The organism is Flavonifractor sp. An82 (assembly GCF_002159265.1).
Classification (GTDB): Bacteria; Bacillota; Clostridia; order Oscillospirales; family Oscillospiraceae; genus Flavonifractor.
On sequence record NZ_NFHG01000001.1, the window covers coordinates 175,453 to 196,215 of the forward strand.

Here is a 20,763-nt window from a genome sequence, read left to right on the forward strand (position 1 = left end):
ATCTTTGTGTTAAAACAGCTGCTTGACCTCTTCGGCCATGCGTTTCAGGTCCTCCAGGGTGGCGGGCTGCTGCTTGCGGGCGCGGATCTGGGCCTGGATATAGCCGGGCAGCTGGACAAAATAGGCCTCCATGGCCGGGTCTTCCATCAGATTGGCGTATCGATCGCTGTATGTGGGCTCCATGCGATTCACCTCCAGTGATAGCTTGCCCACGGACAGCGCACTTCATTTCAAACGGAGGGATTGGATGAAAAACAAAAATTTGCGACGAATCTCTGTGTTGGTCACAGCCCAGACTGCCGCCAACCTGGAAAAGCTGGCCCAGATGGACGGCCAGCCCAGCATCGGCCGGGTGATGGACAAGCTGGTGCGGGACAGAATGCTCTCCCTCCGCCAGCCGGAGGCCCTCTGGAAGGCCCACTACTTGAACCGCTTTGGGAGGTGTAAGTGATGGGACGCTCCAGTGCGCGGAATGACAGGATCCTGACCATGGACCAGGTCCGGCTGATTGTGGCGCTCCATGATGCCGACCTCTGCATTTCCGGTGCGGCCAAAGCGCTGGGGATTAAAGACGGCACCGCACGGGCCAGGATCGCCTCCATTGAGCTCCACACCGGCATCGACGTGCTGACCATCCACGGAATTAGTCAGCTGTACGACGGGGCCAGAGCTCTGGTGGAGATGGAGGCGCAGAATGGCAAAACGGATTAAGACCATCACTGCCGGGCGGCTGGTGATTGTGGGCTGCTACACCATCCCAACGCCCCGCAGCTCGGACCGGGAGCGGCAGGCCCTGCGGGAGATCTCCTCCGCCGCCCAGGAGCGGATGAACCTGAAGCGATCGTGGCAGAAGCTGGAGGTGGAGCTGGCCGCCAACTTTACCCGCCGGGATCTCCACCTGGTCTTTACATACGACGACGACCACCTGCCGGAGTCCAGGCCGGAGGCGGTAAAGCGGCTCAAGAAGATGATCCGCCTGCTGCGGGCCCACCGGAAAGCCAGGGAACAGGAGACCCGCTACATCTATGTGACCGAACAGCTCAGCGCCGAAGGCGGGCGGCTCCACCACCACATGATCCTCAACGGTACCGGGGCGGATCTGGAGGTGCTCCGCTCCCTGTGGCCTTACGGCGAGGTGGAACTGGAGACGCTGGACCTGTGGGAGGGCTACGAGGCCCTGGCCAAGTACCTGACCAAAGAGCCCCGGGATTGCGGCAAGGCGGAAAGCGGGGCACGGACCTGGGCGTCCTCCATCGGGCTGAAGAAGCCCAAAGTGGAGAATGAAATCGTCAAGGACAACATCACGGTAGCGGCGCCGCCGGGCGCCATCATCCTCAGCTCGCCGCCGCCGGTGGAGAACGAGTTCGGGGTGTTTACCACCATCAAATATTATTTGCCAGTGAGAAAGGAGCGGAAAGGGACCAGGCCGCCGCGCAAGCGACAACAAAACAGCCCTCGCGTCTTTATTCGGTCTGGAAACCAGGTGTAACAAGTAAAAAAGCCCATAGAAAGTGAGTGGAAAAGTTGAAAAAGGACCGTGAGTGTGGTAAACTATCCGTAAGGAACGGACGGTATGTCTGTCCCAACTGCAAGCAGACGACCAACCAGAAAGCAGACCCCGAAACTGAAGCCCGTGGGCTGATCCTCTGGTGCAGGAGCTGCAAGGCAGAGTACATCGTGAATATCGACCGTGGCCAGTGCTTCGTTGTAAGCCGGTGCCGATGACTTCCCGAGTGGGGGAGCGTCGGTGCCGGCTTTTTTTGTTGCCCGGAGGTGATAGCCCGTGGCCATGAAGCCCCTCCGACCATGCAGGCACCCTGGGTGCTCCGCCCTCACCCGGGAGGGGTACTGTGACAGGCACAAGCCAAAGCCAGCGGCCAGAAAGGCGTCGGCGGAGTGGCACGCCTGGTACAGCCTGTCCGTCTGGACCGACGATCTGCGGCCCGCCCAGCTCCTGCGGGAGCCCTGGTGCCGGGAGTGTGCCAAGCGCGGTGTCCGCACCCGGGCCACGGTGGTGGACCATGTGGAGCCCCACCGGGGGGACTGGGCCAGGTTCATCGACCGGGCCAATCTCCAGAGCCTGTGCAAGCACCATCACGACCAGAAGACCGCCCGGGAGCAGACGGAAGAGCGGCGAAACAGCCGCCGAAACTGAGGGGCAGATCTTGCGGGAAGCTACGTCCGCGCCTGAGCGCGGGCGTGTGGGTCCGCCCGGGCGCGCCCGGGGGCAAGCCCTTGGCTTGCCGACCCTCCCCCCACCCAAAGAAGGTTTTGGGGGAAGGTGTGCAAGACCCCGTGGCCCCTCGAATGTGAGAAAATCTCCCCCATCAGGGTTTTGACCCGGTGGGCGGTGGACAGGAGGTGAGCATCATGCCGACGCCAGCCAAGACGCTGGACAACATGAGCAAAAATCTGACCGAGGAGGAGCGGCAGCTCCGGGAACAGGCCGAGGAGGGGGTGATCCCCGACCGTGGCCGGGAGAGCCGGATGGAAAAGCCGGCCATCATGACCAAAAACGCTGCCGCAGCCCGCTACTGGCGGAAGGTATTGGAACGGATGGATGGTCTGGTGATCCTGGACGACCTGGACAGCGATGCCCTGGGCGTGTATTGCGTCATGCTGGCCAGGTATGAGCAGCAGTGCAAAGTATTGGCCCAAGTGACCAAGGTGCTGAAGAGTGCCGGGGAGGATCCGGAAACGGCCTCCGACGCCGTGGCCAAGCTGGACGCGGTGAGCGGCAAGATGCAGTCCCTGGAGCGCAACATACTCCAGTATGCGGAGAAGTTGGGGCTTACCCCCTCCGGCCGGGTGCGGCTGGCTCAGAAGCGGGCCTGGGCAGCTGCCCAGGACCGGGCAGATCCGGACGGTGATCTCTTTGGCGATTAGATGGCAGTCCGGCCTCCATCACGCCGTCTCGGTCTATGCCAAACAGGTGACCCAGGGCCGCCTCAGGGATCAGTGCTGCAAGTATGAGATCCTGGCCTGCCAGCGGCACCTGGACGACCTGAAGCGCCAGGGGACGGAGGGCTTTCCCTATGTGTTCGACACCACCCGGGCCGACCGGATCATCCGGTGGTTCGGCCAGTGTATCCAGGTGCGGGGCGTGGACGCGGGGAAGCCCATCCAGCTGGAGCCCTGGCAGGTATTCGACCTGGGCTGCACCTACGGATGGGTCCATAAGGACACCGGCGCCCGACGCTTCACCCACACCTATAACAAGCGGGCCCGGGGCAACTACAAGTCCAGCGAGAAGTCCTGTCAGGGTCTGCACCATATGTGCGGCGACGCCATCTATCCGCCTTATCATCCTGAATTGGCCAAGTTCGAGCAGGAGCCGGAGGTGGAGTGCGCCGCCGTGGACCGGGGCCAGGCCATGCGGGTGCTGGGCGACGCCAAGAAGATCGCCCTTGCCAGTCCCAACATTGCCAAGCGGCTGCTCATTCCCCGGTCCAATCCCATCGTCCACCGCACCAGGGGCGGCTTTATGCGGGCCCTGTCCAAGGACACCAAAAACAAGGACAGCGGCGCCCCTACCTACTTCGTGGTAGACGAGTACCATGCCCACCCCAATTCGGAGATCTACGATCTGGGCACCAACTCTTTCGGCAAGCGGGCCCAGTCCCTGCTGGACGTGATTACCACCGCCGGCGACGACGCCGGCAGTAAGCCCTGCTATGAGGAGGAACTGTACGCCAAGCGGGTGCTGGAGGACCCAACGGTCATCGACGAGAGCTATTTTGTGATGATCCGGGAGCTGGACGAGGGGGACAACCCCCACAATGAGGGGGCATGGGCTAAGCCTAACCCCTGCCTGCGGTATCCTAGCCCGTACAGTGAGATCCTGCTCAAGCAGATTCGGGATGAGCACAACGCGGCCTATGCGTCCAACGATCCCAACAAGATCCGCAAGTTTCTCACCCGCCGGATGTGCCTGTGGCAGGTGGGCAGCGTCAACCACTACCTGGATGAGAACTGTATGGCCAAGGCCAGGAAGGCCATGGTGCCCCGGGCGGAGTTTGCCGCCCTCACCGACGGTCTCCGCTGTCACTGCGGGTTTGACCTGGGCAAGCGGATCGACCTGTCCGGAGCGGCGGCGGTGTTTGACCTGCCGGACGGGCGCATCGGCATCAAAATGCACGGCTTCATGCCGGAGAACGGGGCCGACCGCCACGAGAAGACGGACCGGGTGCCCTATAAGTTCTGGGCCCAGGGCGGCTACTGCACCCTGACCCCCGGCGATGTGACCGACAACAGCTATGTGTACAACTGGATCTGTGAGGGTGAGCGGGGCCACGGCTGGAAGGTGGACGAGGTGGATTACGACGGCCACAACGCCACCGACCTGGCCATCCGCATGAACGAGGATCGGAATCGGGAGGACTTCTGTGTGGAGGTGTCCCAGACCTGCGCCGGACAGAACCTGGCGGTGAAGACCTTCCGGGAGCTGCTGCTCCAGGACCGGGTGGTGCTGGAAGAGAGCCCGCTGGTGCTGTGGTGCCTCCAGAACGCCATCGAGATCCAGAACAACTACGGGGACCTGAAGCTGTCCAAACGCCACAAGGACGACACCGAGCGCATCGACCCGGTGGCGGCTGCTATGAACGCCCTGGCCCGGGTTCTGGTGAAGCGGAATATAACGGACCTGAACACCGCCCTGGATCGGGGCTACTTCACATTCTGAGGAGGAACCATGGAACAAAACGAGATCAAGCAGAGAGACCGCCCCGGTATCCTGGCGCTGGCAGCCGGGACCTGGGAGAAATGGGGCGCGGGGATGCTGCTGTGCGGGGGCGCGATGGCTCTCACCGTGGGGGCGGCTCTCATCTATCCCCCTGCCGGATGGATCACGGGGGGCGTGCTGGCCATCCTTGGAGGCATCCTGGGGACCATCGGAGGAGGTGAGGGCAAGTGAGCATCCTGCGCGGCATTCGTAAGGCGGCAAGCGGCCCCGGCGCCGCCCTGGGCGGCGTGCTGACGTCCACCGCTGTCTACGGGCCGGACGGCTTCCTGGACGTGGAGAACATCAGTCTGAGCCGGGACCGGGCCATGAAGCTGTCCACGGTGAACCGATGCGTGGAGGTGCGCAGCTGCACCATTGCGGCTCTGCCAGTCTATCTGATGCGGGAGTCCACCAAGGAGCGCCTGCGGGACCACCGGCTGGCCGGGGTGCTATGGGGGCGGCCCAACGAGGCCATGACCCGGTTCGACTATGAGCGGCTCATGCAGGTCAATCTGGACCTGCGGGGAAATGCCTATGCCTGGATCAGCCGGGACAACAGGACGGGATACCCGGTGGAGCTCATCCCCCTGCAGCCCGATCATGTGACCCCCTATGTGGCTCTGGACAGCTCCCTCTGGTACATCTACACCAATCCCAGGACGGGACAGATGTTCCGTCTGTCCCCCGCCGACGTGCTCCACTACAAGGCCTATTCCCTGGACGGCATCGAGGGTATCTCCATCCTGCACCGGGCGGCCCTGACCATCCAGACGGGCCTGGCGGCTCAGGAGTACCAGCGGGCCATGTACCAGAACGGAGGGCGGCCCTCCGGCGTGCTGACCACCGATACTGATATCGGCGGGGAAGTGGCGGTTGCGAAAAGTGACGGCTCCACCGAGAAAATCAGCAAGAAGGAACTGATCCGCCGGGAATGGGAGAAGATCCACGCCGGGCCGGGCAACGGGTTCCGGGTGGCTGTCATGGACAACGGCCTCAAGTATCAGGCCCTTTCCGTCAGCAACTCCGACGCCCAGTTCGTGGAGAGCGAGGACATCCGGGTGGCCGATGTGTGCCGATTCTTTGGAACGCCTCTGCATATGGTGTATGCCGGCAAGCAGGCCTATTCCTCCAACGAACAGAACGCCATTGAGTTCACCCGGTTTACCCTCCAGCCCCTGGTCATCCAGCGGGAGCAGGAGGACAGCTATAAGCTGCTGCTTCCCCGGGAGCGGGCGGATGGGCTGCGGATCCGGCGGGAGCTGAAGGGACTGCTGCGGGGCGACACGGCGGCCCAGACCGCGCTGTACAAGGGGATGCGGGAGGCAGGCGTATACAGCGTCAATGACATCCGTGCCCTGGAAGATCTGCCGGACGTACCCGGTGGGGACAGCCGGTATGCCAGCTGGAACTATGGTCCCCTGGCAAACTGGGATGCACTGAGTATCATTCGGGCCTTGGGCGGACAGGCCCCGGAAGGAGAATGAGATGGAAACCATTGTGAAAACGCCGCTGACCCCGTCGGATCTGGATGCCATCAACGCTTTGGCCAAGACCCAGCTGACAGAGGATCAGATCTACACCTTTGCGGTGCGGCTGTGCGACAACGAGGTGGACCGGGACTATGAGCGGTTCCCCCGGGCCAGCCTGGAGGCCCTGGCCAAGCTTTTTGTGGGCAAAAGCGGCATCTTTGACCATCAATGGTCGGCCAAAGGCCAGGCGGCCCGGCTCTATAAGACCGAGGTGGTGGAGGAGCCGGGCCAGACCACAGGGGCGGGAGACTCCGCCTGGTGGCTGAAGGGCTATGCCTACATGGTGCGCACCGAGGCCAACCGGGACCTGATCGCAGAGATCGAGGGCGGCATCAAGAAGGAGATCAGCGTGGGCTGTGCCGTGAACCGCTCCACCTGCTCCATCTGCGGCAGCGTGGCGGGCAGCTGCGGCCACCGCCGGGGACAGGTCTATGACGGACAGCTGTGCTTCTTCAACCTGGAGGAGCCTGCCGACGCCTATGAGTGGTCCTTTGTGGCGGTACCCGCCCAGCGGAAGGCGGGCGTAGTCAAAGCCCTGCGTCAGCCCCAGGAGGATCAGACCCAATTTGTCCAGAGGGCCAAGGCCCGGCTGGAATTGGAGAAAGCAAGATTTTGAGGATATGGAGGGAATCCACATGAAAATTGACAAGCAGAAGCTGTACACCCTGAAGGATGCCCGGAACCAGGTGCTGGAGGCGGCGGACGCCGCTCTGGATGCCGGGAACATGGAGGAGTATGAGGCCAAGCTGGCCGAGGTCAAGGGCTACAATACCCAGATCGAGAGCGTGGAGAAGCTGCTCCGGGAGCAGGAGCGCTTTGCCGGTCAGGAACCCAGTGCTCCCGGTCTGGAGCAGGAAGGGCAGGAGGACGGCTACGCCAAAGCGGTCAAAAGCTTTGCCGACGCCGCCCGCAGCGGCTTCCGGGTGGCCAAGGCCGCAGGAGACATGATGCAGGAGGGGGTGGAGGCTGACGGCGGCTATGCCGTGCCCCAGGACATCGTGACCCGGATCATCAACCTGCGTGACAGCAAGGAGAGCCTGCTCAGCGAGGTGCGGGTGATCCCCGTGACCACCAAGTCCGGCCGCCGCACCCTCAAGAAGCGGGGCCAGCACACCGGCTTTGCCACCGTGGCCGAGGCGGCCAAGTACGGCAAGGCGGCCACCCCCCAGTTCACCACCGTCAGCTATGACATCGAGAAGCGTGGCGGCTATCTGCCCGTTACCAACGAACTGATGGAGGACAGCGACAGCAACATCGCCGCCGTGGCAGAGGAGTGGCTGGGTGATGAGGCCCGGGTCACCGCCAACAAGGAGATCATGACCATCGTGGCCACCAATGCTTCCACCGATCTGACCGACCTGGACGGCATTCTGAAGGCATGGGTGGGCCTGGGCTCCACCTTCCGGGCCACCAGCAAGCTGCTCACCAACGACGACGGCCTGCTCTGGCTGGGCACCCTGAAGGACGCCAACGGCCGGCAGCTGCTGACCCCCAACCCTGCCGAGCCCAAGCAGCTCCAGCTGTGTGTGGGTCCCTACATCCTGCCGGTGAAGACCTACGACAACGATACCATGCCCAGCACCGGCACCAAGATCCCCATGATCCTGGGCGATCTGAAGGAGGGCGTTGCCTACTGGGATCGCCGCCAGTTCACCATCAAGGTCAGCGATGTGGCTTCTGTGGGCGAGCTCAACGCCTTTGAGCAGGATCTGACCATCTGGCGGGGCAGCCTGCGGGACGACTGTACCTCCTGGGACACCGAGGCCTGGGTAAACGGATACATCGACACCGCCGCCGCGGCCGGCTGAGCCCATGCCCATGACGGAGGAGCGGCGGGCCGGGCTGCTGGCCTATTGCCGCATGGAGGAGCCCACCTCGGAGGAACTGCTCACCCTGGAGACCCTGTATGACGCGGCGGTGGGCTACCTGGAGGGGGCGGGGATCTCCCTGCCCCCGGAGGGCACCCCACGGCGGGCCCAGTATGACCTGGCCGTCAACTTCATGGTGCTGCGGGATTTCGACCTGCGGGACGCGGAGGTAAATGGGACCATCCAGGACAACCCCGCCTTCCGGCGGCTCATCACCCAGCTCAAGCTGACCGAGCCCAGAGAGGAGGCCTGACCTATGGCCTACATCGGAGCGGGCAGGCTGGACCAGCCCCTGGAGGTGCTGGAGCTGCGGGAGACCTCCGCCGGGGTGTGGGAATGGGTGGCCGTCCGCCGGGCCTGGGGCCAGGTGGAGCAGACCGCCAAGACCAACCTTTTCAGCAAGGTGGGGGTGGGGGCCAGGGACGCCGCCATCGTGCTCCGGCGGCAGCATCTCACCCTGCATCAGGCATTGCGCTGGAAGGGACAGCACCTGTTCCTCACCTCCATCACCCGCCGGGACCGCAACCACCTGGACGTGGCAGCGGCCCTGGTGGATCTGGTGGAATGCCGGGCGGATGCCGACGAGGGAGAGGACGGGACCAGGTTCCCCGGCGTGCTCACCGAGAAGTACGCCAAATGGGACCAGCCGGAGCCCTACTCCGTCAACCAGCTGACCTACGTTCTGGTGACCCCCAAGGGGATCGTGCTCCAGCGGGGCGGCCTGACGGCGGTGGCGGGGGTCAACTATGAGGTACAGGCGGCCCACACCCTGGACCCCTACAAGAACGAATATGAGATCGTGCGGACGGAGGATCTGTGATGGCGCTGCAGATGGATATCAGAGAACTGGAGCGGCTGGACCAGGAACTGGCCCAGGCCATGGGCCAGACGCCCGAGATCAAGCGGGAGGCTCTGGCTGAGCTGGGCCGGCAGCTGCTGGCAGGCGTCAAGGCCAGGATCGGCGGTACCGGGAAGGTGCAGCGGTGGCAGCACGTCCATCTGGGCTCTGGCGGCGGCTATGTGGCGATCCACGCGGCGGAGAATACCAAGGATGAATATGGCCGGGCGGTGGGCTATATCACCAACGCCATCGAATCAGGCCACAAGATCAGGCCGCCCAGCGGAAGAGCCAAGCGGTATACACCCCGCATCCACAAGGCCAAGGTCCCCGCCAAGCGGATGTATGCCGGCACGGATATGGGGGCGGCGGTGGACCAGGCGGCGGCCAGTCTGGCCCTCCGTCTGGCACAGAATCTGGAGGGATAAGACCATGCTGAGGATCAATGCCATTCTGGACGGGGTGGAGGAGCTGACGGCGGAGGCCTTCCCCGGGCTGAAGCACTACCGCAACCTGGTGCGCAAAAACTTTGAGCGGCCCTCCTTCCTGGTGGAGGTGGGCAGGCAGACCATGGAGGACGCCACCCGGCGCACCGTGGAGCGCACTGCCCAGGTGAAGGTGACCTTTTTCGAGACGGTGGACGACTATCACGACAGTCAGATCGAGACCCTCAGTGACCGGCTGACGGCGGCCCTGGCCCTGTACAGCGGCGGGGCCATCCGGGTAGGGGACCGGTTCCTGGATCTCTCCGACGCTGCCGGCGAGGTGTTCAACGACTACGCCGAGCTGACCTTCACCCTGTCCTGGCAGGATGACCGGGATCTGGAGGAGGTACAGGTATCCCCTATGGAGCAGTTCGATATGAATTTCAACGTGAAGGAGGAGACGTAAATGGCTGGTATGGGACAGCCCAACCTGACCATCACTTTTCACAAGGCGGCGGAAGAGGTGGTGCGGCGGCTGAAAAACGGAATCGTGGCCCTGATCGTGCGGGATGAGGGGGCAACTGCCGGCCTGTATCCCCTGGCCGACCCGGAGGATGTGCCCAGCGGCCTGGGGGCGGAGGTCCAGGCCTATATCACCCGGGCCTTCCTGGGGGGCGACGGCAAGCCCCAGAAGGTGCTTTTGTCGGTCATCGGAGCCGAGGACGACCTGGTGGAGGTGGGATGCGCGGCCCTGGCCTCCAGCGACTTCGACTACCTGGCCTGTCCGGCGGATGTGGAGGCGGAGGACATGGCCGCCGCCGTCACCTGGCTGGAGGAGGCCCGGAAGAAGTACTGCATCGGCAAGCTGGTGCTGCCCAACCACAAGGCGGACAACATGGCGGTGGTGGACTTCGTGGCCACCGGCATTGTGGCCGGCGGCCAGACCTACACCGCCGGGGATTATTGCAGCCGGATCGCCGGGGTGCTGGCGGGCACCCCCATTGAGTCCTCCGCCACCTCCACCCCCCTGGAGGAGGTCAGCGGCGTGGACGAGATCGCAGATCCGGATGCTGCCGCCGACAGCGGCCAGCTCATCCTGATCCACGACGGCCGGAAGGTGAAGCTGGGCCGGGCGGTGAACTCCCTGACCACCGTGTCGGGAGATATGAGCGAGAGCCTGAAGAAGATCAAGATCGTGGAGGCCCTGGACCTGATCCGCAGCCAGTGCCGCACGGTCATTGAGGACAAGTACATCCGCATGGCCAACAGCTACGACAACAAGATGCTGCTGGTCAGCGAGATCCACGCCTTCCTCCAGACCCTGGAGGGGGAGGGGGTTATCCAGGCCGGGTCCAGCTATGTGGAGCTCAACCTGGACAAGCAGAAGCAGTTCCTGAAGAACAACGGCGTGGACGTGTCCGGCATGACCGACCAGGAGATCCTGAAGGCCGACACCGGCTCCTGGGTCTTCATCAAGATGGGCGGCGTGGTGCTGGACGCCATGGAGGACTTCGACCTGGATTACTACATGGGAGGTGAGGCCGTATGAGTACCATCGACAGCGCCAAGAGAGTGATGTCCGGTACCTTCGGTGAGCTCTGGTGGGACGGCGACCTGGTGGCCGAGTGCTACAAGTTTACCGCTAAGTATACCAACAGCAAGGAGGCCATCAATCTGCCCCGGCAGATGGTGGAGGACAGCAAGGTCATGGGCTCCAAGGGCACCGGCTCCATGGGCCTGTACAAGGTGTACAGCCGGTTCCGGGATATGGCCGACGCCATCCGGGACGGCAAGGATGTGCGGGTGACCATGGTGAGCAAGCTGGACGACCCGGATGCCTACGGGGCTGAGCGGGTGGCCCTCTACGGGGTCAGCCTGGATGAGGTGCCCATCGTGAACTGGGAGCGCAAGACCGTCCAGAAGGATGAGGTGCCCTTCACCTTCACCAGCCACAAGTACCTGGAATCGGCGTAAGGAGGAGCTGAGATGAGCAAGATTTTGGACCTGCTGCTCCGGCCTGAGACGCCGGATGTGCAGAAGGACCTGCCCCGTGGCAGCTATGAGGTGCTGCGTCTGAGCCGGCTCTATGGCGAGCCCTTTGTGCTGGAGCTGAAGGGCCTGCCTTACGGCAAGGCTCTGGAGCTGAAGGACATGGCGGACTATGAGATCCAGACGGTGCTGGCGGGTGACGCCGCCGGTATCTGGAAGTCGCCGGAGCTGCTGATGGCCCACGGCCCCACCCCGGCGGAGGCGGTCAAATCTCTGCTGCTGCCCGGCGAGATTCGGGCGGTGTCCATTGAGGTGGAACGGCTCAGCGGCTTCCGCCAGGCGGTGGTTTTGCCCTGGGGAAAGGGTGAGGTCACCGACGCCGAGGGAGCCGCGGCGGAGGAATTGGAAAAAAACTGACCGAGGGCGGGGACCGGGAGCTGGCGGTGATGTACCTGCTGTTCCGGGAGAAAAACTGGTCTCCCGGACAGTATTGGTCCCTGTCCGCCGGCGAGAAGGCTCTGGTACGGGCCTTCCTGTCTCGTGAGATGCGGCAGCGCATGGAAGCCGCACGCCATTGACCCCCGCCCAGGGGAAGAACGAAGGAGGGCCCAATGTCCAGAGAAGCCAGTATCCTGTTAACCTTGCGGGACCAGTACAGCCCGCGGCTGCAGCAGCTGCGCAGCGCAAACGCCGATCTGGGGCGTGAATTTGAAACGCTGCGGCAGAGGGCCCAGGCCTATGAGACCAGACTGTCCGGCCTGATTCAGCAGCAGGGGCGGCTCCAGGTTGAGCTTGCGGATGCGAAAAGGGCACTGAAGGAGGCTGAAAAGGCCTATCGGGATACCGGCTCTGCGGCAGATGCGGAGGCGCTGACCCGGGCGGCGGAGCGTTATGAATCGCTGCGCACGGTGCTGCGGGAGACCACAGATGCCTCACGGGATGCCCAGAACGCCCTGCGGGAACTGGAGAATCAGGCTGACCGGCTGGCCCGACAGGAGTCAGGGAACCCAAATCCGGATCCGGACACCACAGGCGGCTCCTCCGGCGGTATCCTGAGGGCCCTGGGGCAGGCGGGGGCCTGGAACCTGCTGGGGGATGCGGCCAGTCAGTGGGCCAATACCCTGGTGGGCTCCGCCTTCGGCAGCGATGCAGGCAGCCTGTTCTCCAGCGCCCTGGCCGGCGCCGGCAGCGGCGCGGCCATCGGCAGTATGATCGCTCCTGGCATCGGTACGGCCATTGGCGCCGCTCTGGGCGGCCTGGTGGGCCTGGCAGGAGGCGCGGCCCAGACCTACGAGAATCAGGACGAGGCCTTCAAGGAGTACTATCAGCAGCTCTATGAGCAGGGGCAAAGTGCGGCAGAGGAGAGCCTGACCAGCGGCTCGGCCACCGCCTCCCAGCGGGAGCTGGACCAGATCGCCTTCAACCGCCTGCTGGGGGACGGGGTGGGGACCACCTACCTGTCCGACCTGCGCTCACTGGCCGCTGAGACCCCCATGGAGTACAGCGACCTGACCGGCATGAGCCGGGCCCTGGCCACCGGCTTCGGAGACAGCCCGGAGCGGATGCTGCAGCTGATGGAGGCCATCGGCGACGCCGGCAGCGCCGTGGGCGTCACCGCTCAGGATATGACCATGATGGCCCAGGCCATGAGCCGGATGCAGGGCTCCGGCAAGGCCAGCCTGGAGTACCTGAACATCCTCCAGGAGCGGGGCGTCAACGTCATCGGCATGCTGGCCGACGCCTACGGCAAGACCCAGGGCGAGATCTACGACATGATCTCCAAGGGGAAGATCAAGGGCGGAGACGCGGTGGACATCATCCAGGCGGGCATGGAATCCATGTACGGCGGCGCAATGGAGACCATGGCCCAGACCTTCGAGGGCCTGACCTCCACCCTGGAGGATACCATGACCGAGATCGACGCCGCCAGAGGCAACAGCTATAACGAGACCCGAAAATACGGCCTTCAGGCGGAGCAGAAGGCTTACGACGGGGCATTGGGAGATGCCATATCGGAGTTGAATCGCATCTCCGGAAATAATACGGCCTACATGGAAAACCTCTCCGAACAGTATACACGAGAAGCCCTGGAGGCTGTGCTGTTGGGGGAGGACACCTCCAGAGGGCTCTTTACCGACGACCAGCTCCAGGCCCTCCAGGATATGCGGGGGGAATTTGTCCAGGCCTCAGCCGACTATGAAAACGGCAGCTATGAGGCAGGCATCACGATGGATAACCTTCGCCGGCAGGCGGAGGCGCTGGGTACAGCGGCCTATGAGTCCAGCGAGGCCTATCTGATGGTCCATGAGGGCGAGCTGGATCTGATCGAGTCGATCCGGGGGCTGGCCGCGTCCTTTGACGGGTGGCGGGCGGAGTACGACCTGCAGCAGGCCTTTACCAAAGGGCTGGCGGGAGCGGTCATGTCTGCCTTTGGGTCGGACGGTGAGGGGAATCAGATCCGGAAAAACAATGCGTACCGCTATGCTACCGGCCTGGGCCGGGTGCCCTACAACGATTTTCCCGCCCTGCTCCACGAGGACGAGCGGGTGCTGACGGCGGCGGAGGCCCGCTCCTATAACAGGGGCGGCGGCGCCGGCGGAGTCACCATCTCGGGCAACACCTTTGTGGTGCGGCAGGAGTCGGACATCGACGCCATTGCCTCCAGTCTGCTGGTGAAGATCAAACAGGCCGGCCTGGCCGGAGCCTACGGATAGGGGGGAGACCATGTCGCTGACCTTTTCATTTCTGGCGGACGGTGAGGAGCTGCGGCTCCCGGTGCCGCCCCTGCCCTTCGGGTGGAGCGCCGGGCAGAACGTCCGGGAGCTCACCGTCAACGGCACGGGCACCGTCTATCTGCCCGGGGACCCCTCCGCCTACAGCGGGGTGCTGGAGTGCCTCTTCCCGGCGGGGGTGCGGCCCTACAGCGCCCCCGGCGCGGTGTCAGACCCTTACTATTATGTCAACAAGCTCATGGCCTGGGTGCGGGGTAAAAAGGTGGTGCGCTATGTGGTGCCCGGCGTGGTCAACACCCAGGTGGTGCTGGAGGAGATCGCCTGGGAGGAGCGGGACGGCACCGGGGACGTGTATGCCAAGCTCTATCTGAAGGAGGCCCAGCCTCTGGAGGCGGTGACTTCCCAGACCGGCGGTACCGGCGGCACCGGCGGCCGCAGCGAGGCGGAGCAGAGCGGGCAGGCCCAGACCTACACGGTGGCGGCGGGGGACTGCCTGTCGGTGATCTGCCGCCGGTTCTACGGCAACGGTACCGCCAAGTACTACAACGCACTGGCAGCCTACAACGGCATCAAGAACCCCCATCTGATCTTTCCGGGGCAGGTGCTTACTCTGCCTCCCGCCAGCCAACTGGGGGTGAGCGGATGATCCTGAAGTTTACCTCCGGCGGCAGGACAGTGGAGAACGCCTGGGGACTGGTGGGCAATGTGGAGTGGAGCGGAGACAAGCAGCGGGCGGCCCGTACCCTCTCCTTTGATCTGGCGGTGGGCCAGGCCGACCCAAACCTGCCGGCGGTGGAATGCCCGGTGGGGGCCATGGCGGGCTTCTGGGACGACAGCGGGGCCCAGCTCTTCCAGGGGCCGGTGGTGACCCGCACCCTCAGCGATACCAAGCCCACTGTGGCGGTCACCGCCATGGACCGGGGGCTCTATCTGGCGGGCAACCAGGGCACCCTGCAGGTGCGGGGGGAGACTCCGGAGACCGCGGTGCGCCGCCTGTGCCAGAGCTACGGCATCCCCGTGGGGGAGCTGGCGGCCACCGGGGTGTCGGTGAGCCGCAAATTCTCCGGCACTGATCTGTGGCGAATCATCAGTACCCTGTACACCCTGGCCTCCCGGCAGACGGGGAAGCAGTATCTGGCCCGGTTCGAGTGGGACAGGCTTACCGTCCGGGAGCGCAGCGAGAGGGGGGAGAGCCTGGTGATCCGCCCCAAGTCCAATCTGCTGACCTCCACCACCACCCAGTCCATTGAGGACATGGTCAACAGCGTGGGCATCTACGACGCCGACGGCGTGCGGCTGACCACGGTGCGGGATCAGTCCGCGGTGGATCTGTACGGCCTGCTGGAGCAGCACATCACCCAGCGGGAGGGGGAGGACGCCCAGACCGAGGCCAGGAGGCTGCTGGAGGACAACGGCCTGGCCCAGAAGGTGACGGTGAGCTGTCTGGGAGATGTCCGGCTCACCACCGGCAGGACGGTGATCGTGCACCAACCGGTGACCGGTCTGTCCGGAGTGTTCTGGATCGACGCCGACAAGCACCGCTGGGACAAAAACGGCTACACCGTGCAGCTGACCCTCAACCTGCGCAACGTGATGTATCAGACAGAATCGGGAGGTGACGTGACATGAATCCGGAAGATCCCTACGCCGGCATTCTGCTGGAGGTAGACAAGCGGGCCCAAAAGGCCCAGCCGCCGGGCTGGTGCCTGGGTACCGTTCTGGACGTGGGGGAGGACCGCCTGGTGATCCGGGCAGACGGCATGGATCTGGACGAACGGGATCTCATGGTCAATCCCATGCTGCTGTACGACTACAGCGAGGAGGTGGAGGCCACCTATTCCTCCGCCGGCGGCGAGGTGACGCTGGGCGTCAACCGTGTGGTGGCCTGCCTGGCCCAGTGTCTGGCGGAGAGCATCACGCTGTTTAACCTGCCCGGCACCCTGTCCGGAACAGTCACCGTCACCCTGAAGAGCCGCCGTCTGGCCAAGGGAGACCAGGTAGTGCTGCTGCCCGACCGTGAGGGCCAGATCTACTATGTGCTGTGCAAAGTCACGCCGGTGGGGAAGGAGGGAGAGCCGTGACGCTGTTTCCGCTGATCGAAGCCCCGGACCAGGCGGGGCTGGGGACGGGGGCCCTCCCCCTGTACCGGGAGGTGGCCTGGGACTTTGAGACGGACCGGCCCCGCTGGCGAGGCGGCAGCCCGGTGTGGGTCACCGGGGCCCAGGCGGTGGCCACCTGGGCGTGGAACGCCCTCCACGCCGTTCGGGGCCATCTGGTACTCTTTACCCGGAACTACGGCTGCGAGCTCCAGGAGCTCACCGGACGGCCCTACACCGCCGAGGTCAAGGAGGCGGAGGCGGTGCGCTATGTGCAGGAGTGCCTGAAGGTCAATCCCTACATCAACGATGTGAGGCAGATCGCAGTGAACTTCTCCGGTTCCACCCTCAGCCTGCGGTGCATGGTCAGTACTATTTACGGGGAGGTGAACGTGGATGTTGGACTTTAGCGCATTCAGCAGCGAGGTCACGCCGGAGACCGTCAAGGCGGAGCTGATGAGCCGCCTGACGGCCGCCGGGCTGGATATCGACACCCGGGAGGGCTCCTATACCGACCTCATCTATTCCGAGGCGGCCTATCAGATCTATAAGGCCTGGCAGCAGTTTCAGGTGCTGCTGGCCGCCGCCGTGCCCGGACCGGACTCCGGGCCCTTTCTGGATCTCTTTGCCGGGCAGTACGGCATGGAACGCACCCTCGCCTCCACCGCCCATGTTACCCTCACATTTAACGGTCATGACGGGGCGGTCATTCCGGCAGGTACGGTATGTCTCACCGCCTCCGGCCTGCGGTTTACCACCGACCTGGCGGCCTCCATCTCCGGCGGCACCGCGGTGGTCCCCGCCACGGCGGAGGCCGCCGGGGAGGTGTACAACGTGGCTCCCGGCAGTGTGGTCCGATTTCTGGTGACCCTTCCGGGGGTGGATGGGGTCACCAACGCCGGCCCCGGCGAGGGAGGGGCCGACGCCGAGAGCGATGCCTCTTTCTATGAGCGGATCTATACCAGGCTCTCCAAGCCGGTGGCCAGCGGCAACGTGTACTACTACGAGCAGCTGGCCCGCCAGACTCCCGGCGTGGGCCAGGCCAAGACCATCCCCCTGTGGGACGGCCCCGGCACCGTGAAGGTGGTGCTGGCCAGCGCGGACAAGCAGCCGGTGGACGAGCTCATCGTCACTCAGGCCCAGCAGATCCTGGACGAGGGGCGGGTCATCGGGGCGGATGTAACGGCGGTGTCCGCCCAGGCTCTGGAGATCTCCGTCACCGCCGCCTGCACTCTGGACGGCGGCGTCCGGGCGGATGCCGTAGAGACCCAGCTGTCCGGCCTGCTGGAGGAAATGTTTGAGGCTATGGACTTCGGCACCGGTGATCCGGTCCGGTTCAACCAGGTGGCCCTGCGGCTGCTGTCCTGCGACGGCGTGGTGGACTATGGGGACCTGCGGCTCAACGGGCAGGCTGCCAACGTGGCCAAGACGGCGGAGCAGGTGCCGGTGCTGGGTACTGTGACCATCACCACGGGTTAGGAGGGGCTCCGAGATGACACGCGACATACTGGAGCGGCTGCCCCGGCGGCTGCGGGACAGCCCCTATACCGCCGGGGTGTCGGACCCCATGGCGGACCTGTCCCAGGAACTGCTGGAGGGGGCCAGGCGGCTCTATCTGGAGTTTTACGCCCACACGGCCAATGAGGCAGGGCTGACGGAGTGGGAGCGGCTCACCGGCCGTACCCCCGCTCCGGGGGCTACCCTGGAGGAGCGGCGGCAGGCGGTGGTGGCCCAGCTGTGCGCCGGCGGTACCGCCAACGTGGCCCTCATTGAGTCCATGGCCAAGGCCCTGACGGGCTATGACGTGAAGGTGACGGAGAATTTTTCCCAGTATACCTTCTCTCTGCGGTTTTATGGAGATCAGGCGGGGTTTATCCGTGTGGACGCCAGGCTGCTCCGGGACTCCGTGGAGCTGGTCAAGCCTGCACACCTGCAATTTATCATTAACCCAATCACCTGGGGAGATCTGGAGGCGGCGGGGCTCACCTGGGCCCAGATGGAGGAGCATTTCCCAACCTGGGCGGACTTTGAACTGTCCTTTTACTGTCACCCGAAAATGACCTGATATTTGGGAGGAAAACACATGATCAAAACCATGACGGCCAGGATCAACGGCCAAACCTATCAGCTGACCCAGGAAGAGGGCAGCGGCGACTGGGTGGTACAGATCCAGGCTCCCATGCTGTCCAGCTATAACCAGGAGGGGCACTATTACCCGGTGGAACTGACGGCAACCGATGAGGGCGGAAACTCCACCACCATTGATGACGAACATTCCACCTTCGGCACCAATCTGCGCCTGCAGGCTAAGGAGCGGGTGGCCCCGGTCATTGCCATCACTTCGCCCACCGCGGACGCCTATCTGGGAACGGCAGCCCCCACGATTACCTTCAAGGTGACGGACAACGACTCCGGCGTGGACACCGCCACGGTAGTGGTCAAAGTGGACGGCAAGCCCTTGGAGCAGCTCTCCAGCGAGGCCACAGACGGCGGGTATCTGTTTACCGCTGCGGCCTCCGGCCTGGAGGACGGCCCCCACACCATTACGGTGGACGCCTCGGACCACGACGGCAACGCGGCCCAGCAGGCCTCTGTTACCTTCACCACGGACACCGTGCCGCCTACCCTGAACGTCACGGCACCCGTGGAGGGCTTCAAGACCAACAGCAGCAAGCTGGTGGTCAGCGGCGAGACCAACGACGTGACCTCCGGCCCTGTCACCCTGACGGTCAACGACAGCCCGGTGGTGGTGAACGAGGGCGGTACCTTCTCCACCGAGGTCACCCTGACCGAGGGGGAGAACCGGATCACGATCAAGGCCACCGATGCGGCAGGCAAACAGACCGTGATCACCCGCACCGTTTATCTGGATACCAACGCCCCTGTGTTCGTCAGTGTATCCATGACGCCTAATCCCGTGGACTGCGGCGCTACCTTTATCCTGCGGGTCAAGGCTACCGATGATTAAGCGGATCTGGGGCAGCTGTGACGGCGCGGAGATCCTGCTCCGGCCGGGACAGGAGGGCCTGTGGGAGACCACGGTCCCCGCCAGGCCCACCGGGGAGTACACCGTAGCGCTGTGGGCGGAGGATGACGCGGGAAACCGCAGCTATTTTTGCTCCATCCTCATGACCTACGATATCACCCAGTTGTGCTGCAGGGTGCAGCTGTTGGAGGTGGGCGCGGACTGGTCTGCGGACCAGGTGGCGGCGGTACTGACCCGGCGTGAGATTTCTGCCCGGCTTCTGCCGGACCCGGTGGGGATCACGGCGGAGCTTCATGAGATCACGGTAGAACTGATCCGCTGCCAGTTGTGTGGGAGGTGAGTTACAGTGCAGGAGATCAGAATGCTGTTGGGGGAGCGCCGGCGGCTGACGCTGCAGGTCACGATCCGGGACAGTGACGCCTTTACCATTCGGGACGGGACCTGGCTCCTGGAGGGCGGCGGCACTTCGGAGGAGGGCGTAGTCGAGATCGTGGATCACGACCTTCGAGTCGAGGTGGAGCCCAAAAGCACCGGCCTCTATCAACTGACTGTGACCTTCTCGGTGGGTACCGAGATCATCAAGAAGCGGGTCTCTATCCAGGTGGGCAAGTGAGGTGAGCGGTATGGCGGACAGGTTTCCCCCGGTGATCCTGGCGGTCTCACTTCTGCCCAACCCGGTAGAAGTGGGTGGGCGGATCGCGGTCCGAGTCCAGGCAACGGACAGCGCCAGGGTGATCCTGCCGGACGGCTCCTTTGCCCGGCTGCGGGACGGAAAACGCCTGGCGGTGAGGAGGGATAGTATGGCAACCGAATATGAGCTGACCTGTACGGGCGCTGAGCTGGATGAGGCGGTGGCCAATGCGGCCAGCTGCATGGAGGCCCTGGACGGCTTGGCTGAGCTGCTGGAGCAGGTGGTGGGGGTGCCGTCGTGAGTACGAACCTGACGCCGTATGTCTCTCTGCTGTGCCGGCTCCGGGAGGAACTGGCGGAGAATCTGGCCCGGATGGGGGTGTCTGCTACTGCAGACGAGCCGCTGCAGACCCTGATACCGAAGGTACTCCGCATTGCCCAGGGCGACACGTCGCTGCAGGTCTTCCGGGCGGCGCTGACACCGGAGTTTGACGTCTCCTATGGCTTCTTCGGAGTTGGTGAGGTGGCCGAGTTTGCCGGTATGTGCAGCATCACCGCCCTGTGCAGGATCAGGGCGCTGCGTATGGAGATCACCGGAGAGGGTGCTGCCACACTGACTGTAGAGGCCCCCGGATGGACAGTGCAGAAAAACGGCGGGGTAACTGCGGTCTACCAGCCGGCGGGAGGTATGTCCAGGTTCGACGGGCAGAATGCGCTTGACAGCATCCGTATCCACGGAAACGGGGAGACATCGGTTACCGCCACCATCCGGGTGAGCGCCGTGGGAGAGGAGGGGCTTACCCTGTCGGCCACCGGCTCCACCGCCCTGGTGTTCAAGTATGGAGCGACCTGGGACGTGCTGGAGGCTATGGGGTATACCTGGGGCGGCCTGGACGGCAAGACCTGGTATGAGATCGAGCATATCGGAAAACCGGGCGCGGGGTGAGAAT

Annotated in this window: 31 protein-coding genes; 30 read left to right on the forward strand and 1 reads right to left on the reverse strand. The window is 64.2% G+C overall.

The annotated features are described in order from the left end of the window. Positions 1–9: 9 nt before the first annotated feature. On the reverse strand, positions 10–183 hold the full coding sequence (locus tag B5G34_RS18620; protein WP_162609392.1) for a hypothetical protein: 174 nt from the start codon (positions 181–183) through the stop codon (positions 10–12). Positions 184–247: 64 nt separating this feature from the next. Between B5G34_RS18620 and B5G34_RS01115 the strand changes: the two genes are divergently transcribed. From B5G34_RS01115 to B5G34_RS01255, 30 genes are all read left to right on the forward strand, one after another. After that, positions 248–451, forward strand: coding sequence for a hypothetical protein (locus tag B5G34_RS01115; RefSeq protein WP_087333608.1), 204 nt, complete (start codon positions 248–250; stop codon positions 449–451). Continuing rightward, a complete protein-coding gene (locus B5G34_RS01120) occupies positions 451–711 on the forward strand; it encodes a hypothetical protein (RefSeq protein ID WP_087333609.1) in 261 nt (86 codons plus the stop codon). The genes B5G34_RS01115 and B5G34_RS01120 overlap by 1 nt, the downstream gene beginning before the upstream one ends. Continuing rightward, positions 695–1,489 carry a hypothetical protein gene (locus tag B5G34_RS01125; RefSeq protein ID WP_087333610.1) on the forward strand — a complete coding sequence of 265 codons (795 nt, stop codon included), beginning with the start codon at positions 695–697 and terminating at the stop codon, positions 1,487–1,489. Before B5G34_RS01120 ends, B5G34_RS01125 begins: the two co-directional genes overlap by 17 nt. Positions 1,490–1,789: 300 nt before the next feature. Further along, complete coding sequence (locus tag B5G34_RS01130; protein WP_087334329.1) at positions 1,790–2,155, forward strand: HNH endonuclease; 366 nt, start codon at positions 1,790–1,792, stop codon at positions 2,153–2,155. 215 nt (positions 2,156–2,370) lie between these two features. After that, positions 2,371–2,886, forward strand: coding sequence for a P27 family phage terminase small subunit (locus B5G34_RS01135; protein ID WP_087334331.1), 516 nt, complete (start codon positions 2,371–2,373; stop codon positions 2,884–2,886). Further along, entirely contained in the window at positions 2,876–4,681 is a 1,806-nt protein-coding gene (locus B5G34_RS01140; protein ID WP_204245886.1) for a terminase TerL endonuclease subunit, read from the forward strand. Before B5G34_RS01135 ends, B5G34_RS01140 begins: the two co-directional genes overlap by 11 nt. 9 nt (positions 4,682–4,690) lie before the next feature. Next, positions 4,691–4,912 (forward strand): hypothetical protein, encoded by a 222-nt coding sequence (locus tag B5G34_RS01145; protein WP_087333612.1) that lies wholly within the window; start codon positions 4,691–4,693, stop codon positions 4,910–4,912. Then, positions 4,909–6,204 (forward strand): phage portal protein, encoded by a 1,296-nt coding sequence (locus B5G34_RS01150; protein ID WP_087333613.1) that lies wholly within the window; start codon positions 4,909–4,911, stop codon positions 6,202–6,204. The genes B5G34_RS01145 and B5G34_RS01150 overlap by 4 nt, the downstream gene beginning before the upstream one ends. A gap of 1 nt (position 6,205) precedes the next feature. Beyond that, positions 6,206–6,865, forward strand: a complete 660-nt coding sequence (locus B5G34_RS01155) for a hypothetical protein (protein WP_204245887.1) — start codon at positions 6,206–6,208, stop codon at positions 6,863–6,865. Positions 6,866–6,884: 19 nt separating this feature from the next. Continuing rightward, on the forward strand, positions 6,885–8,057 hold the full coding sequence (locus B5G34_RS01160; RefSeq protein ID WP_162609394.1) for a phage major capsid protein: 1,173 nt from the start codon (positions 6,885–6,887) through the stop codon (positions 8,055–8,057). Between the two features lie 4 nt (positions 8,058–8,061). Further along, positions 8,062–8,370 carry a DNA-packaging protein gene (locus B5G34_RS01165; RefSeq protein ID WP_087333615.1) on the forward strand — a complete coding sequence of 103 codons (309 nt, stop codon included), beginning with the start codon at positions 8,062–8,064 and terminating at the stop codon, positions 8,368–8,370. Positions 8,371–8,373: 3 nt separating this feature from the next. Beyond that, positions 8,374–8,937, forward strand: a complete 564-nt coding sequence (locus tag B5G34_RS01170) for a hypothetical protein (protein WP_087333616.1) — start codon at positions 8,374–8,376, stop codon at positions 8,935–8,937. Then, positions 8,937–9,383 (forward strand): hypothetical protein, encoded by a 447-nt coding sequence (locus tag B5G34_RS01175; protein ID WP_087333617.1) that lies wholly within the window; start codon positions 8,937–8,939, stop codon positions 9,381–9,383. Before B5G34_RS01170 ends, B5G34_RS01175 begins: the two co-directional genes overlap by 1 nt. 4 nt (positions 9,384–9,387) lie before the next feature. Continuing rightward, on the forward strand, positions 9,388–9,846 hold the full coding sequence (locus B5G34_RS01180; protein WP_087333618.1) for a DUF6838 family protein: 459 nt from the start codon (positions 9,388–9,390) through the stop codon (positions 9,844–9,846). Continuing rightward, positions 9,847–10,929 (forward strand): phage tail sheath C-terminal domain-containing protein, encoded by a 1,083-nt coding sequence (locus tag B5G34_RS01185; protein WP_087333619.1) that lies wholly within the window; start codon positions 9,847–9,849, stop codon positions 10,927–10,929. Continuing rightward, positions 10,926–11,354 carry a phage tail tube protein gene (locus B5G34_RS01190; protein ID WP_242956737.1) on the forward strand — a complete coding sequence of 143 codons (429 nt, stop codon included), beginning with the start codon at positions 10,926–10,928 and terminating at the stop codon, positions 11,352–11,354. The genes B5G34_RS01185 and B5G34_RS01190 overlap by 4 nt, the downstream gene beginning before the upstream one ends. 12 nt (positions 11,355–11,366) lie before the next feature. Continuing rightward, positions 11,367–11,786 carry a hypothetical protein gene (locus B5G34_RS01195; RefSeq protein WP_087333620.1) on the forward strand — a complete coding sequence of 140 codons (420 nt, stop codon included), beginning with the start codon at positions 11,367–11,369 and terminating at the stop codon, positions 11,784–11,786. Between the two features lie 29 nt (positions 11,787–11,815). Beyond that, positions 11,816–11,947, forward strand: coding sequence for a hypothetical protein (locus B5G34_RS19350; RefSeq protein WP_275532284.1), 132 nt, complete (start codon positions 11,816–11,818; stop codon positions 11,945–11,947). Positions 11,948–11,980: 33 nt separating this feature from the next. Next, a complete protein-coding gene (locus B5G34_RS01200; RefSeq protein ID WP_087333621.1) occupies positions 11,981–14,083 on the forward strand; it encodes a tape measure protein in 2,103 nt (700 codons plus the stop codon). 10 nt (positions 14,084–14,093) lie between these two features. Next, entirely contained in the window at positions 14,094–14,747 is a 654-nt protein-coding gene (locus B5G34_RS01205; protein WP_087333622.1) for a LysM domain-containing protein, read from the forward strand. Then, entirely contained in the window at positions 14,744–15,730 is a 987-nt protein-coding gene (locus B5G34_RS01210; protein ID WP_087333623.1) for a hypothetical protein, read from the forward strand. Before B5G34_RS01205 ends, B5G34_RS01210 begins: the two co-directional genes overlap by 4 nt. Then, entirely contained in the window at positions 15,727–16,182 is a 456-nt protein-coding gene (locus B5G34_RS01215) for a DUF2577 family protein (RefSeq protein ID WP_087333624.1), read from the forward strand. The genes B5G34_RS01210 and B5G34_RS01215 overlap by 4 nt, the downstream gene beginning before the upstream one ends. Then, entirely contained in the window at positions 16,179–16,607 is a 429-nt protein-coding gene (locus B5G34_RS01220) for a DUF2634 domain-containing protein (protein ID WP_087333625.1), read from the forward strand. The genes B5G34_RS01215 and B5G34_RS01220 overlap by 4 nt, the downstream gene beginning before the upstream one ends. After that, positions 16,594–17,676, forward strand: a complete 1,083-nt coding sequence (locus tag B5G34_RS01225) for a baseplate J/gp47 family protein (RefSeq protein ID WP_087333626.1) — start codon at positions 16,594–16,596, stop codon at positions 17,674–17,676. Before B5G34_RS01220 ends, B5G34_RS01225 begins: the two co-directional genes overlap by 14 nt. 13 nt (positions 17,677–17,689) lie before the next feature. Next, positions 17,690–18,262: a putative phage tail protein gene (locus B5G34_RS01230; protein WP_087333627.1), complete on the forward strand. Its 573-nt coding sequence runs from the start codon at positions 17,690–17,692 to the stop codon at positions 18,260–18,262. Between the two features lie 18 nt (positions 18,263–18,280). Beyond that, on the forward strand, positions 18,281–19,165 hold the full coding sequence (locus B5G34_RS01235; RefSeq protein WP_087333628.1) for an Ig-like domain-containing protein: 885 nt from the start codon (positions 18,281–18,283) through the stop codon (positions 19,163–19,165). Beyond that, a complete protein-coding gene (locus B5G34_RS01240) occupies positions 19,158–19,523 on the forward strand; it encodes a PF13754 domain-containing protein (protein ID WP_087333629.1) in 366 nt (121 codons plus the stop codon). Before B5G34_RS01235 ends, B5G34_RS01240 begins: the two co-directional genes overlap by 8 nt. 6 nt (positions 19,524–19,529) lie before the next feature. Continuing rightward, entirely contained in the window at positions 19,530–19,796 is a 267-nt protein-coding gene (locus B5G34_RS01245) for a hypothetical protein (protein ID WP_140397166.1), read from the forward strand. 10 nt (positions 19,797–19,806) lie between these two features. Further along, positions 19,807–20,115 (forward strand): hypothetical protein, encoded by a 309-nt coding sequence (locus B5G34_RS01250; protein ID WP_140397167.1) that lies wholly within the window; start codon positions 19,807–19,809, stop codon positions 20,113–20,115. Then, positions 20,112–20,759, forward strand: a complete 648-nt coding sequence (locus B5G34_RS01255; RefSeq protein WP_087333632.1) for a hypothetical protein — start codon at positions 20,112–20,114, stop codon at positions 20,757–20,759. The genes B5G34_RS01250 and B5G34_RS01255 overlap by 4 nt, the downstream gene beginning before the upstream one ends. The last annotated feature ends 4 nt before the right edge of the window (positions 20,760–20,763 follow it).